Below are 16,086 nucleotides of genomic sequence, written 5' to 3' on the forward strand. Positions count from 1 at the left end.
ATCCTATAGTCACTATACCACTGCTGTAATGTGAACATTTTTTACTACTATATTAGCAGTAAGAAGGTTCTCTACAGATACTTCTACAAAGTATTCACAGCATTCAGGACAAGGTAAAGAATCACAGTAATTAAAGCTGAATGAATCAGTAAATCTCATCCCATCAAGAAAATCTTCAATCCTAAACACCTCATAAGTCCAATTATTTAGCAGTTCTCGAGATTTATTATTGCAAACTCTAATTAATGAAAATTTTAATCGTCCCTCTGCATCTTCATCGGTAGCTAAAAAACTAATTATGCTAGAGAACTCTATGCTGACCGTTGGTTTACATATATCCCTTGCATCTACCAAGACTCTCCCTACAATAGCCCTTGGGTTATCTGGTCCTACAAATATGCCCTTTCCGCCTTGACCACAGAATAATAGGGTTGGTTTAATTAATGAATCATTTGTTTTACGCTCATGACAGTCTATGTCTTTTGTACAGTCACAGGCTTTTTTAATATAACTTGACATAAAATAGATTCCTCCTTTACTAAAATTTTTATTATTTTTTAGCTTATTGACCTCAGTTCCTCTATAAATTAAAGTTTAAGATTTACAAATCCATATATAAGTCAAAACTTAAGGTTTTAGCAACATGACTCTCCAACCAATGCGGCAATTTCAACATTATTAATCCCTAAACTTCCATTTCTTATCCCACCTCCAGATACTTCTACAAAGTATGTAAAACACCCTGAAGTATCTAGGCATTCACAGAAGTTAAAAACAAAGGAAGTTGATAATCTTATATTGCTGACCTCTTCCATTTCAAAGACTTCATAGGGCCAGCTATTTACTAATACTGGTTCATTATCATCCTGGGCTCTAAACAACAAAAAGCTTAGTGATGCTGCATCATCGTCAAATCCGGGGAATGACAACAAATTAACGATGCTTGAGAACTCTATTTCAATCACAGGTCTATCCATACCTCTTGTGTCTGCTTCAACCTCTGCAATCCTGGATGAAGGAGGTATAGGAGGCCTAGTATCATTTTCAGTACCTAAAAATACAGTGCTCACCCCTTGACCACAGAATAAAAATAGCGATTTATTATCTTTATCCTTTTTATTATCACAATCAGACTTCTTTTTTAAAGCTGACATAAAGTGAATTCCTCCCTTACGATTTTTTTTAATTAACTATCTTTTCTCCAATCCCATATTAGCATCCAATTACTGAGCAAAGGATTGAATCTGGACATTATTAACAGCCACTTCAGCATTAACTAGATTATCTATAGATACCTCTACAAAATATTCACACAGTCTAGGGCATCTTGATCGCTCACAGAATATAAATGCAAAGGAAGTATTAAATCTTAACAGTGCGTTGACTTCATTTATCTGAAATGCTTCATATACCCAGTTGCTTAATGGAAACGGTACTCCTCCATCACAGACTCTAAATAGTCTGAAGGTTAATAGCGCTGCTGGATTTGCCGCTAGACCTGTAAAATTAACGATACTTGAAAATTTAATTTTGATTTTTGGTTTATCCAAAGTCCTTGTATCTACTACAACAGATCCTATATTTACTGGTGGATCGTCTGGACTTGTAAATTCAGTGTTACCTCCTTGACCGCAGAATAATAAGAGCGGCTTAGATATTGGCTTTACGTGCTTATCGCAGCTCTCATTTGTTTTACAATCACAGGACACTTTTTTGTCACAATCTCTATCATCTTTTCTTTTCAAATAACCTGGCATATTTTTATCCTCCTTTTGATTAATTTTTTAATACTTAAAAAAAGACTAGAATCTATCTGTATAATTCTTTTAATAGAATTGTCCAATATTCTTTGCACTACATATTATGCAGGAGTTCATGTTCTGTTAATAAAACGCAAGCATATCTAACCCTTTCCTTTTGGTTAGATTTTTCTCCAAAAAATAACTTCAAAAAAAGAATCCCCCACATAAGTGAAGGTTTAAAGAAACTTAGTAAATTTTTAACCTGGATTAATCATAAAAGTTTTGAATCTTTCATTAATAATTCGGGTTTAACTAGCAATCTTGAATTTTTGCTGTAAGCTGCCCCATAGAAATAGTCGCACTTGCAATATTGGGGACATTATCATCTACAGTAACTGTTGTTGCCGTCACTCTAACAAAGTAATCAATACATCCTTGACAAGCCGTTGAACATATACATTTGTTAAAACTGAAAGTATCATAAGTCTCCAAAGATTGATTTGCATCTATACTAGCGGGAGTAGATGTTAAAAATCTTCTAAACGTCCAACATCCTATTGTTACTTCACTTCCTCCATCACGTCTACAAATCAAATCATAACGAAGTACCACTTCTGCATCGATCGATGCTCCTACAGAAATTGTGGGATTTAATACTGCATTAACCTGACTGGAAAACTGAAGGTCAGTTATAGGTTTACAGAAACATGATGTGTCTACAGTAACACTAGCTGCATCAAATGTCTGATTAGCTGCTGTAAAGGTCCTTGTACCACCTGTTGTTCCACATTCTATTAATATTTTCTTAGGACATGGACTAAGAGGTACACATTTTGCGCAGTCTATTTCCTTTCCACAATCCTTTTTGCCTTTATTTCTATAGTCACCCATTAAAATATCTCCTTTCTACTTTTTCATTTTAATTTATAGGAATGTTACATACTCTTTATCATCTTTCATAGCAAATAAGATTCCACATCACAAACTTTGTTTAATTCCAATTAGCATTCTTGGATTTTGGCAACAAGCTGACCATTAGAAACTGTTGCTGTATTAGTAACTTCAGTACTTTCATTTAAACTTATAACAGTTACTCTAACAAAATAACTGGTGCAGCCTTGGCAAGGTTCAGGGCACACGCATTTACTAAAACTAAATGTGTCAGTGGTTTCTAAATCCTGAAATCCTTCTGATAAAAATCTTCTAAACATCCAAGACCCTATTGTTATGTCGCCTCCACCATTACGTCTACAAATCAATTCATATAGAAGTGTGATTTCTGCAATTAGACCACCATCGTCGCCTGCATTAGGCTCTAGCACAGCGCTAACTTGGCTAGAAAACTGAATCTCTGTTGTAGGCTTACAAAAGCATGAAGTATCCACAGTAACATTTGCCATATCAAAGGTTTGGCCTAAGGTAGTCAGCATCATTCTTCCACCGATAGTACCACATTCTACTAATATTTTCTTTGGGCATGGGCTTAGGGGCTCACATTTTGCACAGTCTATTTCTTTTCCACAATCACATGGTACTTTTATGTCACTATCTTTTTTGTCATAATAACTAGATTTTTTTATATAGCCACCCATTAAGATATCCCTCCTTTCTACTTTTTCACAGCAAATAAGATTTCAAATCTCAAAACTATAGAATTTGTCCCTATATTCTTGCACTACATATTATGCAAAAAATTAAATTGTGTTCATAAAAAATTCAGGGACATTGAACCCTTTCATTTTGGTCAGATTTCTCTTTGAGAAATGATCACAAAAAAGAAACCCCCACATAAGTGAAGGTTTAAAGAAATTTAACAAATTTTAATTAGCACTCTTGAATTTTTGCTGCAAGTTGACCCATAGAAACAGTTGCAGTAGCGTTATTAGTTCCATTTGTTCCAACAGTACTTATTGTAGTAGCAGTTACTCTAACCATATAGTCGACACATCCTTGACAAGGTGATGAGCATATACATTTGTCAAAACTGAATGTATCGGAAGTGGTTAAATCCTGTGCATCAACAGCAGTAACCTCAGCAGCAGCCGATGTAATTGAACCTCCTGTTAAAAATCTTCTAAATGTCCAGCTTCCTATTGTTATTTCACTTCCGCCATTACGTCTGCAAACTAATTCATAAAGAAGTACTACTTCTGCATCCGCTTGCGTTTGAACAACAGTAGTTCCATTAAACAATCCTGCTGTAGGGTCTAACATAGCATTAACCTGACTTGAAAACTGAAGCTTTATTTCAGGCTTACAGAAGCATGAGGTATCAACAGTTAGATTAGCTGCATTAAATGTTTGACCAGTAGCAGTGAACGTCATCATACCACCAGTTGTGCCACATTCTAGTAATATCTTCTTAGGGCATGGACTTAGTGTTTCGCATTTAGCGCAGTCTTTATCCTTAGCGCATCCATAGTCCTTCTTTCTATCGCAGCCACAATCTTTTTTATAATCTCTATCACATCTTCTATCGTAATCCCAATCTCTATCATGGTCCTTTTTCTTAATATAGCATGACATTAATTATACTCCTCCTTATTATAATCTTGATTTATTATCAAGTATTCAAGGGTATTTGTTAAATGTATCTCCCTTGTCTTCTTGCACTACATATTATGCAGTTTTTAAAATTTTGTTCCTAGCTCTAGAAATATAAGTTTTAATTTTTTTCTTCAAAATAAGTCACTACTATCAATTTTTTTTTGATATAGACCCTTATTTATGAATATATATAATACAAAGCCTAAATCATTAAGGTGGTGTTAGTATGTCAATTATGAGGAAAAATGAGTATCTTGTTAGGCATAACTCTATGTTTTATTACTTTTACTTAGTGAACAGCATACTCTATTTAGAAATCTTAGAACAGGGGAAAAAGAAAGTTAGAAAGAAGTTCTATGCTAATATTAGAGACTTTTCTATTTGTGTGGATAGTTCAGATATTATTCATATTATTTGCTTAGATACCTCCAACAAATTGATTCACTTTTTTTATAAAGACAGAAAGTGGAGAAAGAGGTTCATTACTAATTTAGTACTGCAACCATCTAAGTTAAGGGATTTAAAAGTGTATTTTAGTAAAAATAGTTTAAACATCATTTTCCTCAAGCTAGAAAACCCTAAGAGTGATACGTGGAAAATTCTTCATTTATCAATCAGTAAAAATTCATGGAAAAGTTACGAAATTGGAGATATGTATTTTGACAAATACCTATATCCCTACAAGGCGGATATGGATACCAATGGAAATATTCATCTGATTTATAGATCTCTCAGAGATGGTAAGTCTGTACTTTATTATAGGATGTTTAATACATATCATTCTAAGTGGAGTCTGGCAGCAAAGCTGAGCAGTAAGGCCTACGATACTATCAATATGAACATTTTGTGTGACACGAATGATTTTATACACGTTGTATGGTCATATCTATATAATAAAAATATAGAGGTAAATTATTTAAAGAAAAAGGTCACTTCTACACTGGCCTCGGGATGGAAAAAGTCAAAAACTTTTCCTGCAAAAATATCAAATTTCACAAATCCTGTATTGATGCAATGTAATAGTCACATTAAGTTATTATGGAAGCAAAATGATCAATTCTACTACACAGAAGCAAAATCCCATAAGGATTCATGGAGTAGTGTAAAAAACATTAGGAATGTTGTCCCTTGTCCCTTAAAGCCTATTTCCTACTTAGGTAGAAGCTATAAATCACTTGATCTCGTTAAAGCTCCTTTAACCTTTGGCATTTATGAAGAAGAAAGCTTTATTTTAGGACTTGATGATCCATATAACGAGGTTAGCATTTCAACATTGTTTAACGAGCATCCTCATAAAGAAACAGCTAGAACTGTTTTACCTAAGAGTAAAAAAGATACTAAGTCAAATTTAGAAAAATATTTAGATTCTATTAAGCCTCAAATAGCAGCTGTAGAAATGAAATCTAATCTTTTGTCTGCAGATACTAACACTGATATGTCTCAAGATGATGAACTAGATCTATGTACTCTCAATGATTTAAGCAAAGATGAATTTATACATAAATTGTATGATTTATATGATGAAATTGATAACCTAAAAGAGCAGAAAAAGGAAATAAAAGAATTATTAAAAACGCTAGAAGACAAACATAGGGATTTAAATTCTAAGGTTGAGAAAATTAGAAGCAGCTGTCAGTGGCTCAAATAGGCTATTTTAACCTTAGTTGTATATCAATAAAACTTTTGGAATACTTATTCTGGAAAATGGAAAACAGACATATATATAATATTAATCTTTATTTAGTTTTATGAGGGGGATAGCTATGAATTTTTACGATTTACATTCTCAGATTTTCGTTCATAAAAACAATGGACAAATATGGAACTTCTATATTTCAAATAACTCACTTTTTTATAGGATAATCGTTAATAATACTCCGATAAAGAAAGTAAAGTTGATAGACAATATTAAAACCTATGATGTCGCTATGGAAACAGGGGATGACATTGACCTAGTATGCGTGAAAAACAATAATGAACTTATTTATTTTAAACATTCTAACAATAGTTGGAAGAGAAAAACCTTTAAGAAAACAAATTCTAAATCCGATATAGATTTTGTTAACTTACTCAATGTAAAAAACTCCATCCATATATTCTATGCCTTTAGAAATCATGCTGAGAATAAGCCCTATAAGGTTTTCCATATATACTCACAGTCCAACCAATGGAAGTACAACTATCTAGCCCCTGTTATGATAACGAAAAATATTAAGCCTTACTTCGTTGACTATAATAGAAATGGAGAAATCCTATTTCTATACAAATTTAACGCCAATACTAAAAATAGAGGTAAAATATATGTTAAGATCTTTGATGGCAAAAGAAATCGATGGTCCTCTGCAGTGAACCTTAAGTTTCAAAATGAAAGTACTAATATACTAAACCTTTTGATTGACTCAAAAGATACAATCCATTTTGTTTTTAAAGAAAATAATTCTGTTAGATATCTTGATCAACGTATTAACGATTTTAATAATATGGTAGGATCACTAAAGCTCAATAATAAGATTAATTTAGGCGATATTGTAGACACTGATTATCATATATTTGAAGTCGATGATAACCTATGGATTTCCTGGAAATCAAACGACAAGCTATACCATCTTTGTCCTAAAAAACAAGCTAGCAACTTAACTGAAAGAGAATTGCTTGAATCTGATAATATATTTACTGCCAAGTTTTTAGGAACCCTTTATAAGGATAAAAGCTTTTCTAAGCATTTAATTACCTTTGGAACCAACATAAATAATGAGATTTTTCTTTTAGGCTTAGATAGTGATTTCTTGGTTCGAAAAGGAATGAAAGACAATGAGCCTAAGGATAATGTAGATAGAGCTTGGTATGGTGATGATGAAGGTGATGAAATACTCGATCTACTTGATGAAGAGCTAGATGAAAGTAAAGCAGGCAAAATTGAAAATGATGTTTTCTATAAAGATGAAGAGACTAATCCTCAATCTAAAATCCGCGAAGTATCATTATATTTAGATGATAAATTGACTACAGAAGCTGATGACTTAGTAGTCGAAGATGAAATCGAGAAAGATCTTACCTTCGAGAGTAAGAGAATCAATAATGTGGCTAAAATACCTGAACCAATATCTTATTTAGATGATGAATCACAAAATGAGAAAGAAGCAGATGATATGAACATATCTACTAGTGGCAATATGCAAGATCAGTGCATCATACCTGTGGAGATTGAAACTTCAGAAAATACAGATGATGAGATAATTGATGAAAACATACAGAAAGAAGTAAATAGTTCTACAAAAAAATCTATTTTCAAAAAAATGAAAGACTTTTTAATAAATAGTTAAAATATATAAGTTACAAAACTCTATTACATTTAGAAGATTCAGCACTCTTAAAACTTTGGCCGTTAAATCTCCAGAGTGTAAGATGCTTATCGTATTATATATAGAAGACTGCTAATCTCCAGTCTTCTATTTTTTTGGTCATTTTTCTATGTATTATAAAAAAGCAGAATAAAGGATATATTGATTCCTCTATTCTGCATTATTTGCACAACTTTAATTAGGTGTTTTTTGATTTCATCAACTATTCAAGCTCTATAAATTCTTCAAAGGACTCCTCGAAGGATTCCTCATAAGGCTCCTCAATAATTTCTACTTCTTCTTCATCTACAGATAGGTGTGGATGACCTTCTTCAGGGTATAGCACTGGGAATAGGTCTGGAAAATCATTTGGTCCACATCTTGTAAAGTCTACTTCTGGCTCACGGCAGAAACCAGTAGAAAGAACACAAAGTTCAACTGGGAATTTTATTTTCTTTTCACATTTTATACAGAAAATCAATTCTCCAAAGAGTTTGATTCTGTCTGACCCGCATGTATCGCAGTCGTCAACTAATTTTGCCATATCCAAATCAAATATGCAATTTGCAGCGCAAGCATCGCCTATAAGAACTGGGAATACTGCGTTATTGTTCGGCATACACATATCATTGAATCTTGCTCTTATATTTTCAAAGCCACATTCAATAGTGTCACAGCCGGTAAATTTAACTTTTACTGGGCATCCATGCTCATCATAGCAGATACCTTCACCTGTAACTGTTATCTTTACTTTACACTCTATACACAATTTTTGTCTAACACTTACCTTGACACCTTTACCTCTTTCGAGACAATCCTTAAAGTCTATGTCTAATTCTCTTAAGTTAATCTGCTCCATTCCACCTGGTCCTTGAACAATGTTGTCATGGTCACATGGATCTATTATCTGTCCATTTATTTTTAGCATCTCAATAACTGGATTAAATTTTACTACTCTACACTCAACCACAACTGAGTCTTCAATTATTTCTACTATATCTTTGTCTATAGTAATAGGGCATGGGCAGCAGTCAACAACTTCCTGAGTTTTAAAAATCCTTGAATCAAATACTTTTTCGACAAAGATACATTCAGTTTTTATGTCTCTTGGCCTTATAGGTCTTTTACATTTTACTTTTCCCTTGCAGCAATCATCATGATCATGATGCATAGAATACTTACCTCCCTTTTTATGAATACTAACATTTTTGAAAACTTTTCTATGTCTTCCTGTTAACAGTATATGTTTTAATCGTATTATGGTGATTTTTTTTGTGCTTATCCTATCCCCTACTCTAATATATGTTTTCTAGGCTCCGCTTGTGATAAATCTTGTTATATATTCTAAATTTGAGCATATATTTTTATAACAAATGGTAATTAATAATCTATAGTCATGATATCTTAAAGCTTTAGATAAATTTTACTGAACTAATGAACACTTCTACATTCTTTTGGTAAAATTTATTAATCTTTAAAATGTCATTACTTTATTGAGGTGAAGTCGTTATGGCTTTTATTAATGCTCTACACAGCATTATTAAAAAATCAAATAGAGATATATTAAACTTTTACTCATCTAATAATAATCTTTTTATAAGAGAGTTTAACATCAAAAGTGGTTGGAAGACTCCAAAAAAACTACTAAATGATGTTGATGAATACCTATTCAACATTAAAATAGATAATTCGAATAAAGTTTATGGTATTGCATCCCCTGAAGGCGGAGATGTACTATATTTCTATTCTGATAAGGATGATCTTATTAAAGAAAAAAAATTATTTTCTTACAATAGCGAAAAATATAGCTTAATGTATCCATATATAATGAAAATAGACTCCACTCTCTGTATAATATATTTTTTTCAGGATATGCTGAGTAGTGATTCCTGGACACTATTTAGTCACTATTTCGATGGTAAAGTGTGGTATGAGTTTGTTATAGATTCTATTTCTGCCCACCCCTTTGTCCCTCCATTTGTCGTTACTTTTTCAGCAAAAAAACCCACGGTCTTTTATTTGAAAAACGAAGAGATTTTTTCTAGTACTTTTAATGCTGATGACAAAACATGGGCTTTACCAATTCAGCTTACTAATACCTCAAACAAGAAAATGTATCTATCAGTACTCCAGGACAATACCAATACCTTTCATTTGTCATGGTCTGAGTTTATAGCTGATAGTTTAACTATTAGGTATTTTAGTGGATCCTTTAAAAAGGATAGTTTTTCAGGCTCCAAAATCACAAATCTATCTGAGCCTTCTAATACCTCATATCCATCAATTATAAAAACCAGTAATAAATTATGGATCATGTGGGTTCAATTAGATAAATTGTATAGTCGCTATTCTATTGATAACGGTAATTCATGGAGTGATGCTTTTATTGACCCCAAAAGCTGCAAACATGATTTTATTAGATACAAGTTTTTCTCAAATTGCGACCATGATTTAAAACATTTAAACGTTGATTGGGTTTTCGGAACCTTTAACCCTCGAATTTCATTTATTGGCTTTGATAAGAGTATAGAGAGTTAGTAGCTTCTAAGCTAACTCCCTATACTCTTGTAGAGATTCTAGTAAAACTATTAAACTATACACCTTTCAAACTCCTAAAGCACTGAGTGTTTGTATATGTATAAATTCATGTCTTACTAGAAACTCTATATATTTAATCTAGCAAGAACAATCAAAAAGTGGGTTTAAGTCTGTATAGTGAGCTATTACCTTCACTTCAACTTTTTTCCTATCACAAATACTCTCTTCTGGAAGTACAAAGCAGAAATTAGTAACTCTTATATTAGTACAACCTGTGCCTGGTTTACCAGGTACAACAATTTCTGTTCCTTTAAATCCTTTAGTCTTTCTACCTTCACATACAAGTACTCCTATTGAAACCTTTCTACCTTTACAAACTTTCTTAAGTAGAACATTTATTTTTAATAACCTAGCTTGACACTTTAATCTAACTGGACCAACTGTCTTTTCTTCATTATCCTGGCACTTGCCAAAGACAACATCTTGAGTTATATCGAAACAGCAGTCTGCACCTTCAAAAGAACAAGTTAAGTCTTCTTCTTCTACTGGGCTAATTTCAATATCATGTTCACCAACATCTGAATCCAAAATTATATTGTTCACTATTATATCTTCCATACTATTTGCATTATTATCTATATTACTCATGTAACTTCCCCCTTTGCACTACTATCATATTTTAAAATGTGAAAAATGTGATACAATTAATAAATAGCACTTAACAAATTTGAAAGGACTTCTTTGTAGCCGGTGAAACGCCTACCCTTTTCAAATAATTCATCGTATATTAAGTGTTTTTCTTTATTCTAGGCTTTTGTTTTTACAACTCTATAGATTAGTTTTCCATTCTCCTTAGAGCATTTATAAATTCTATAGATTTTTAAATTAAATGTGTTAATCATTTCGCAGGCAAACTTTAAAGCATACCTATCCATCTTTAAAGATGCGCTACAGCTAGCTGCCAAGTATTTAGGTGCCTGAATGTAATCTACATCAAAGTTTTTTCTTTTTAATAGACTTTCTAAAAAAAACGCTTGATTTTGAGAATCAAATACCATCAAGTAGTTTTTTTCATTTCCCATTGTATCATCCCTTTATAAGGTCTTTAGGTCACATTTTGTATATCTATTTCATTCCCTCAATTAATTCTATTTTTCTTTTGTCTTAATTTATATAATCCTTCAATTAACTCAATTGGATCTAGTTTTTTCCTTTTTCTTCTTTTATCTTTCTCATCATTGCTAGCTGAGTTTTTTACTACTTTTATTTCCATAGCACTCCCTTCATCCATAGGGATGATTTTTTCTTTTATGCTTTCTTTAGCAATAATAATATCTTTTTTTATTACTTCTTCTGCATCTATTCTATCTATTGCCTCTTTCAGTCTTTGTTTTCTCTCATTTACTTTGTATCCCTTATTTTCTTGGTCAAAAAGCATATTTAAAAAACCTTTATCAAGATCTTCATCGTCTTTCATTACGAGCTTATATGTTTTTTTACCATTTCTAATAAAGTGTTTATATATTCTAAATTTTTCAAGGTTAATCTCTATAATTTTCTCATATGCAGCTTCTAGAGCTTTTCTATTGACTTTCAATGCTAGATAATAATCATTGGTTAAGTATTCAGGTGTTTGCACGGTATCAACCCTATGACCATATTTTTTTAATTCACTTTCTAGATAGTTTGCATGATTTATTGACTCAAATGCTATTAAATAATGTTCATCCTTCATCATATCACCCTTTTAAATGTAGCAGAGCAAATTGCATAACTACTTTTCACAAGACTTTTCCGCTTTATATAGTCTTAAAATCCCTAGAGCTATCCCCGATTTATTATGCAATTCTGCCAAGTTTGAATTATGCAGTTGCCTTACCTATCTTTGTTTTTCTCAAAGCTAGAGATTTTTCTAAATAAATTTATCATTTCTTCTTCAGTAATATTGCAATTTTTCATAAATGACTTTGCCTTAGAAATAGGATCGGCTTCATTATAGAAGCTATTGTTTTTTTCAATATCTTCTAACAGCTTCCTATAAATCACTTTTTCACTAGGAAATAAAATATCCTCTAGCTGTACATCGTATGAATATGGTCTTCTATGAGGTCCTCCATTGTCTTTATAGTCCCCATACCAAATATGGCCTTTTTTGCACTGAAATTTTACTTTATCCTTCTTATGTATCTTTATAGTTTCTTCATCATTGCAAATAGGACATTTCATACAACTCTCTCCTGTCATCTCTTTATGACGCCAAAAATTTTGACTCCTGGTTTGATCTCTATTGCCTCATATTGTTTATTATTAATTGTGATAACGCCTTTTTCATCAATTTCTATCTCAATATCCAATCCTTCTTGATTAAACTTATTAAGGTAGTATGGTGATACCAATAAAAAAACTGAGTTCATCTGCTCGCTCGAAACATTGGTAGCACTAACTAGATTAGATTGATTATTTAGATTTGTAAGAAAGTTAAAGATACGGTTTTCAGTTTTTCCCCCCTTGTGATTAGATTCCATCTAGCAAGCTCCTTTCGAGTTCAATCATCTCTTGCTACGTGTAACCTTTTTGTCAGAGTATATATTTATGTTTCCATCATTATCTGTTATCCCTTCATTTAGTCCTATTATCTCTAACTCTCCATCTTTACTAATTCTTATGTATATAGGAATAGGTTCTGAATCTTGAAAGCCATCGTTTAGTTTTTCAAGTCCAATCAAAACCATGTGATTATATTGTGACAAAGTCGCCTTGCGGGACTTTACAACATTCCCCTGGCTACATAGATTTTGTATTGTGGATATTTTGACTGGCTTCATAAATATCACTCCATGTATTCCCTAACTATTGCCTTCAAGTCTCTATTTTTTTCACAGGGGCTACTTGTATTATCCCTACTTAATTCATATATTTTTTCAATCAATTTGTAGGGATTCTTTTTTTTATTTCCTCTATAAAATTGTATTGTATAGTCTCCCAGGGTTAAAACCGTCGTTGCTTTAGCCCCAGTCTCATCGTTTTTTTTACTACCTTTATACATGTTTAGTTCCTCCTCAAAAGAACAAAACGATTAACCGATTACAAGCTCGAGGTTCTAAATTATTTTTTGACTAAGTATAGTTTTACATTAATATTTAACTATTGTTGTTTCTGCTTTTTCTTTATCCTTAATGTCCTTAAGAACAACCGTATCACCTTTTTTACTTTCCCTTTGGCTCTCTATCATTCTCCGTGTCTCTTCTCCAGTATTCACCCTGCCATGTTTCTCTATGTCAATATGGTAGTTCCTGAATTTAGGATTGTTTTCATCAAATAATTCTCCATCAAAGAAGACTTTCCCACTTTTGTCTATTCGAATCTCTGATGGTATTTTTTTTCTCTTACTATTACATTTTATAGTTATCCAGTTATCACTCATGCCTTTCTTCCTCTCTATCATCTACACCAGTGTGAATAATTTTGACAGAAGAGTAGGATTGAGTTATTACCGAATATACAGAAAGTGCCATATTTGACTGACTAATTATGTTGCTTTGGTCAATTATATCGGATCTCATATAAAACTCGCTTTGCTTATCAATTTTTGATGAGTTCTTTTCAAGCTTTTCCGTCATATAATGACCTCCTTAAGTGGGCTTACTATATTATATATATGATTTTGGGCTCAAAATGGTTCTACTTTCTGGCTAAATAATTTTAAGTAACTTCACATAGACACTTTTTAGTTACAAGCTCAAAGTTCCTTTTTTCAAATATTCAGGCGTTTTTTAGGGTCTTAAAAACATTATTCTAACTCTTATTATCATTTTCATTATGCCTAACTGTCTAATATATCTTGGAACAAGAAAGGGGGTGTTTCAGAATGGTGAACTTCTGCGTTATTTGAAATTTCACTCCTTCTGAAACACCCCGGACTGAACTCATGAGAACCCTTTGTGAGACAGCTCCTTTCTAATCTTCTACCCCATCATCATCGATACTTTTTGCGATTGCAAATTGAGCCTCATATACTTCTAGTACCTGTGCTGCAAAGGCTGTAAGTGCTTGTTGTCCAAACAAGCCTACGATTTTTTGACATACAGCATGGGCTCTGAAATGATCTGACATTTTATAAAGTCCTCCCTTTTCCTTTTACTCCGTTTTTTCATTGTCAACCATAGATTTGAGAGTTTTAATCTTATCTTCGTCGGTATTTTTAGCATCTTTGATTGCTACAAGCTTCAGTAAGATTTCCATAGGATCTCTTCTATCATTTTCTATATTATTTTTTATTTCATATCCACTAATTTTAAAATTAAGTGGATCAATTTTTTTAGAATTTATTTTAAAACCGTCTTTTAAAAATTCTATTTTCAAGAAAAATCCCTCCTAGTTGTATTAGTCACATTCAAAATCTTCTTCATCCTCATCATTATCAGATATTGCGAACTGAGCTTCATAAATATCTAATACCTGTGCAGCAAAGGCTGTTAATGCTTGCTGTCCAAACAGGCCTACTATTTTTTGGCAAACTGCGCTGGCTTCGAATCTATCGCCTGAGCTTTTACTATCAGCCATATGTATCCCTCCTTTTTCCTCTATTTCATAATATGAATACAAGCTGATAATGTTCCAAAAAAAATAGGGGTGCCTCAGAATGATTAGTTCTGAAACACCCCGGGGCGAAGCTCATAAGATTGACTTTTGAGCTTCGCCCCTAATAATACTGTTGTTACTTTTCAATTTTTTTGTGTATATATTCTGATGTTGCGAGTCCTAGTAATGCCCCATATTCTAGATTAAATCTTACTTCGTCACCAACTTTATAATCTTTTTGACTATCTGTAACGTCGATCATTAAGTGGTCACTGCTGGAGCCAAAAATACTGATTTTCTCGTCTACTGGAATAATATTATCTGGATTTACATCCTGTCTTCCTACTGCTAGTATAGCTCTTTTTCTAATTCCTTTATCTTCAAACACAGGCTTATTTCCAAAGGCATCCATTCCTATCTCGCCTATAGGAATTGTCGGCTTCTCTTGAAGCTCTACTATTTCTGCTACAAGCTGGAATGCGTCTAGATGAGCTCCTTCTATAGGATTACCATAGGCTGTTTCTCTACCTAATACAATTGATTCACCTAATCTTAAGTTGTTAATTTTACTAGGCATTTTCTTCTTTTCAATTAGGTCTAAGCTGCTTGAATTACCACCAGATACAACTTCAAGCTTTATATCGAATTTATTCTCTAATTCTTCAGCTATTTCCACTAGCTTACCTAGGTTATCTTGATTCGGTATAACTCCACCATAGCATGTTAAATTAGTTCCTATACCAAATAGTTTTACACCTTTAAGCTTGATTATTTCTTCCGCTGTTTCCATAGCCTTGTCTTGCCATACACCTTCTCTTAGATCCCCTAAGTCAATCATAAGTATTATCTTATGAACTTTATTTGCCTTTACAGCTTCTTCTGAAAGCTTCTCAATAGTCTTAAGCTCTGAGTTAAGACTTATATCAGCATACTCTACAATCTCTTTAGCTTGGCTTTGCATAGGTAATCTTAAAAGCCACTTTGGTATATCTTTATCCTTAAGTCTAATAAGATTCTCAACCCTTGAGTCGGCCAAATATTTTACTCCGCCTTCTATCATAGCATCGGCAACCTCAGGCATTGCACAAAAAACCTTCGTAACTCCAGCTGCTTCAATATTGTTTTCTTTTAATGTATCTACTAATAATTTTGTATTATATTTAACTTTCTCAGTGTAAATTTCAAGTCTTGGACATATAGGCATAAATGTCACCTCACAAAATTCTTTTTTTATAACACATAGGAAATTATAAACCTTTTGAAATCGCGGATAACTTTATAATTTCCGTCATGTGTTTCAACAAAGTCCACTTTGAAAATCTTTATCAAAGACTTTG

The 16,086-nt window shown here is 32.6% G+C and carries 23 protein-coding genes; 3 read left to right on the forward strand and 20 right to left on the reverse strand.

From position 1 onward, the window contains the following. Positions 1–12 precede the first annotated feature (12 nt). From R9X47_RS03630 to R9X47_RS03655, 6 genes are all read right to left on the reverse strand, one after another. Entirely contained in the window at positions 13–519 is a 507-nt protein-coding gene (locus tag R9X47_RS03630; RefSeq protein WP_432665350.1) for a DUF4489 domain-containing protein, read from the reverse strand. A gap of 116 nt (positions 520–635) precedes the next feature. Then, positions 636–1,154: a DUF4489 domain-containing protein gene (locus tag R9X47_RS03635; RefSeq protein WP_432665351.1), complete on the reverse strand. Its 519-nt coding sequence runs from the start codon at positions 1,152–1,154 to the stop codon at positions 636–638. A gap of 69 nt (positions 1,155–1,223) precedes the next feature. After that, positions 1,224–1,757 (reverse strand): DUF4489 domain-containing protein, encoded by a 534-nt coding sequence (locus R9X47_RS03640; protein WP_432665352.1) that lies wholly within the window; start codon positions 1,755–1,757, stop codon positions 1,224–1,226. A gap of 297 nt (positions 1,758–2,054) precedes the next feature. Beyond that, positions 2,055–2,633: a DUF4489 domain-containing protein gene (locus R9X47_RS03645; RefSeq protein ID WP_432665353.1), complete on the reverse strand. Its 579-nt coding sequence runs from the start codon at positions 2,631–2,633 to the stop codon at positions 2,055–2,057. Between the two features lie 110 nt (positions 2,634–2,743). Further along, positions 2,744–3,334 (reverse strand): DUF4489 domain-containing protein, encoded by a 591-nt coding sequence (locus R9X47_RS03650; RefSeq protein ID WP_432665354.1) that lies wholly within the window; start codon positions 3,332–3,334, stop codon positions 2,744–2,746. A gap of 232 nt (positions 3,335–3,566) precedes the next feature. Beyond that, a complete protein-coding gene (locus tag R9X47_RS03655) occupies positions 3,567–4,268 on the reverse strand; it encodes a DUF4489 domain-containing protein (protein WP_432665355.1) in 702 nt (233 codons plus the stop codon). A 247-nt stretch (positions 4,269–4,515) separates the two neighbouring features. Between R9X47_RS03655 and R9X47_RS03660 the strand changes: the two genes are divergently transcribed. Then, complete coding sequence (locus R9X47_RS03660) at positions 4,516–5,937, forward strand: hypothetical protein (RefSeq protein ID WP_432665356.1); 1,422 nt, start codon at positions 4,516–4,518, stop codon at positions 5,935–5,937. Positions 5,938–6,052: 115 nt separating this feature from the next. Then, a complete protein-coding gene (locus R9X47_RS03665; RefSeq protein ID WP_432665357.1) occupies positions 6,053–7,612 on the forward strand; it encodes a hypothetical protein in 1,560 nt (519 codons plus the stop codon). A gap of 241 nt (positions 7,613–7,853) precedes the next feature. On the opposite strand, the gene R9X47_RS03670 is transcribed toward R9X47_RS03665, so the two are convergent. Continuing rightward, the gene (locus R9X47_RS03670) at positions 7,854–8,801 is read right to left on the reverse strand and encodes a hypothetical protein (protein ID WP_432665358.1); all 948 of its coding nucleotides are present in this window, start codon (positions 8,799–8,801) and stop codon (positions 7,854–7,856) included. Between the two features lie 338 nt (positions 8,802–9,139). On the opposite strand from R9X47_RS03670, the gene R9X47_RS03675 reads away from it, so the two are divergent. After that, entirely contained in the window at positions 9,140–10,168 is a 1,029-nt protein-coding gene (locus R9X47_RS03675; protein ID WP_432665359.1) for a hypothetical protein, read from the forward strand. 138 nt (positions 10,169–10,306) lie between these two features. Here the strand turns inward: R9X47_RS03675 and R9X47_RS03680 are convergent, their stop codons facing one another. From R9X47_RS03680 to orr, 13 genes are all read right to left on the reverse strand, one after another. Beyond that, positions 10,307–10,816, reverse strand: coding sequence for a hypothetical protein (locus R9X47_RS03680; RefSeq protein WP_432665360.1), 510 nt, complete (start codon positions 10,814–10,816; stop codon positions 10,307–10,309). Positions 10,817–10,974: 158 nt separating this feature from the next. After that, on the reverse strand, positions 10,975–11,250 hold the full coding sequence (locus R9X47_RS03685) for a DUF3343 domain-containing protein (protein ID WP_432665361.1): 276 nt from the start codon (positions 11,248–11,250) through the stop codon (positions 10,975–10,977). Positions 11,251–11,306: 56 nt separating this feature from the next. Continuing rightward, positions 11,307–11,906 (reverse strand): DUF3343 domain-containing protein, encoded by a 600-nt coding sequence (locus R9X47_RS03690; RefSeq protein ID WP_432665363.1) that lies wholly within the window; start codon positions 11,904–11,906, stop codon positions 11,307–11,309. 137 nt (positions 11,907–12,043) lie between these two features. After that, positions 12,044–12,394 (reverse strand): hypothetical protein, encoded by a 351-nt coding sequence (locus tag R9X47_RS03695; RefSeq protein WP_432665364.1) that lies wholly within the window; start codon positions 12,392–12,394, stop codon positions 12,044–12,046. Positions 12,395–12,408: 14 nt separating this feature from the next. Then, on the reverse strand, positions 12,409–12,693 hold the full coding sequence (locus R9X47_RS03700) for a hypothetical protein (protein WP_432665365.1): 285 nt from the start codon (positions 12,691–12,693) through the stop codon (positions 12,409–12,411). A 24-nt stretch (positions 12,694–12,717) separates the two neighbouring features. Next, the gene (locus tag R9X47_RS03705) at positions 12,718–12,993 is read right to left on the reverse strand and encodes a hypothetical protein (RefSeq protein ID WP_432665366.1); all 276 of its coding nucleotides are present in this window, start codon (positions 12,991–12,993) and stop codon (positions 12,718–12,720) included. A 5-nt stretch (positions 12,994–12,998) separates the two neighbouring features. Continuing rightward, positions 12,999–13,214 (reverse strand): hypothetical protein, encoded by a 216-nt coding sequence (locus R9X47_RS03710; protein ID WP_432665367.1) that lies wholly within the window; start codon positions 13,212–13,214, stop codon positions 12,999–13,001. Between the two features lie 87 nt (positions 13,215–13,301). Further along, positions 13,302–13,592 (reverse strand): hypothetical protein, encoded by a 291-nt coding sequence (locus tag R9X47_RS03715; protein WP_432665368.1) that lies wholly within the window; start codon positions 13,590–13,592, stop codon positions 13,302–13,304. Then, complete coding sequence (locus R9X47_RS03720; RefSeq protein ID WP_432665369.1) at positions 13,585–13,788, reverse strand: hypothetical protein; 204 nt, start codon at positions 13,786–13,788, stop codon at positions 13,585–13,587. Before R9X47_RS03720 ends, R9X47_RS03715 begins: the two co-directional genes overlap by 8 nt. 337 nt (positions 13,789–14,125) lie before the next feature. Next, entirely contained in the window at positions 14,126–14,281 is a 156-nt protein-coding gene (locus tag R9X47_RS03725) for a hypothetical protein (RefSeq protein WP_432665370.1), read from the reverse strand. A gap of 24 nt (positions 14,282–14,305) precedes the next feature. Next, positions 14,306–14,530 carry a hypothetical protein gene (locus R9X47_RS03730; protein WP_432665371.1) on the reverse strand — a complete coding sequence of 75 codons (225 nt, stop codon included), beginning with the start codon at positions 14,528–14,530 and terminating at the stop codon, positions 14,306–14,308. A 21-nt stretch (positions 14,531–14,551) separates the two neighbouring features. Beyond that, entirely contained in the window at positions 14,552–14,731 is a 180-nt protein-coding gene (locus R9X47_RS03735; protein WP_432665372.1) for a hypothetical protein, read from the reverse strand. Between the two features lie 154 nt (positions 14,732–14,885). Next, a complete protein-coding gene (gene orr / locus R9X47_RS03740) occupies positions 14,886–15,953 on the reverse strand; it encodes an ornithine racemase Orr (protein ID WP_432665373.1) in 1,068 nt (355 codons plus the stop codon). Positions 15,954–16,086 lie beyond the last annotated feature (133 nt).

Origin of the sequence: Wukongibacter baidiensis (assembly GCF_050888315.1) — a bacterium.
Taxonomy (GTDB): Bacteria; Bacillota; Clostridia; order Peptostreptococcales; family Caminicellaceae; genus Wukongibacter; species Wukongibacter baidiensis.

Bases quoted from the DNA above. Each gene is read 5' to 3' on its own strand.
- R9X47_RS03630 (WP_432665350.1), bottom strand. From the start codon at position 519: ATGTCAAGTTATATTAAAAAAGCCTGTGACTGTACAAAAGACATAGAC.
- R9X47_RS03635 (WP_432665351.1), bottom strand. From the start codon at position 1,154: ATGTCAGCTTTAAAAAAGAAGTCTGATTGTGATAATAAAAAGGATAAA.
- R9X47_RS03640 (WP_432665352.1), bottom strand. From the start codon at position 1,757: ATGCCAGGTTATTTGAAAAGAAAAGATGATAGAGATTGTGACAAAAAA.
- R9X47_RS03645 (WP_432665353.1), bottom strand. From the start codon at position 2,633: ATGGGTGACTATAGAAATAAAGGCAAAAAGGATTGTGGAAAGGAAATA.
- R9X47_RS03650 (WP_432665354.1), bottom strand. From the start codon at position 3,334: ATGGGTGGCTATATAAAAAAATCTAGTTATTATGACAAAAAAGATAGT.
- R9X47_RS03655 (WP_432665355.1), bottom strand. From the start codon at position 4,268: ATGTCATGCTATATTAAGAAAAAGGACCATGATAGAGATTGGGATTAC.
- R9X47_RS03660 (WP_432665356.1), top strand. From the start codon at position 4,516: ATGTCAATTATGAGGAAAAATGAGTATCTTGTTAGGCATAACTCTATG.
- R9X47_RS03665 (WP_432665357.1), top strand. From the start codon at position 6,053: ATGAATTTTTACGATTTACATTCTCAGATTTTCGTTCATAAAAACAAT.
- R9X47_RS03670 (WP_432665358.1), bottom strand. From the start codon at position 8,801: ATGCATCATGATCATGATGATTGCTGCAAGGGAAAAGTAAAATGTAAA.
- R9X47_RS03675 (WP_432665359.1), top strand. From the start codon at position 9,140: ATGGCTTTTATTAATGCTCTACACAGCATTATTAAAAAATCAAATAGA.
- R9X47_RS03680 (WP_432665360.1), bottom strand. From the start codon at position 10,816: ATGAGTAATATAGATAATAATGCAAATAGTATGGAAGATATAATAGTG.
- R9X47_RS03685 (WP_432665361.1), bottom strand. From the start codon at position 11,250: ATGGGAAATGAAAAAAACTACTTGATGGTATTTGATTCTCAAAATCAA.
- R9X47_RS03690 (WP_432665363.1), bottom strand. From the start codon at position 11,906: ATGATGAAGGATGAACATTATTTAATAGCATTTGAGTCAATAAATCAT.
- R9X47_RS03695 (WP_432665364.1), bottom strand. From the start codon at position 12,394: ATGAAATGTCCTATTTGCAATGATGAAGAAACTATAAAGATACATAAG.
- R9X47_RS03700 (WP_432665365.1), bottom strand. From the start codon at position 12,693: ATGGAATCTAATCACAAGGGGGGAAAAACTGAAAACCGTATCTTTAAC.
- R9X47_RS03705 (WP_432665366.1), bottom strand. From the start codon at position 12,993: ATGAAGCCAGTCAAAATATCCACAATACAAAATCTATGTAGCCAGGGG.
- R9X47_RS03710 (WP_432665367.1), bottom strand. From the start codon at position 13,214: ATGTATAAAGGTAGTAAAAAAAACGATGAGACTGGGGCTAAAGCAACG.
- R9X47_RS03715 (WP_432665368.1), bottom strand. From the start codon at position 13,592: ATGAGTGATAACTGGATAACTATAAAATGTAATAGTAAGAGAAAAAAA.
- R9X47_RS03720 (WP_432665369.1), bottom strand. From the start codon at position 13,788: ATGACGGAAAAGCTTGAAAAGAACTCATCAAAAATTGATAAGCAAAGC.
- R9X47_RS03725 (WP_432665370.1), bottom strand. From the start codon at position 14,281: ATGTCAGATCATTTCAGAGCCCATGCTGTATGTCAAAAAATCGTAGGC.
- R9X47_RS03735 (WP_432665372.1), bottom strand. From the start codon at position 14,731: ATGGCTGATAGTAAAAGCTCAGGCGATAGATTCGAAGCCAGCGCAGTT.
- orr (WP_432665373.1), bottom strand. From the start codon at position 15,953: ATGCCTATATGTCCAAGACTTGAAATTTACACTGAGAAAGTTAAATAT.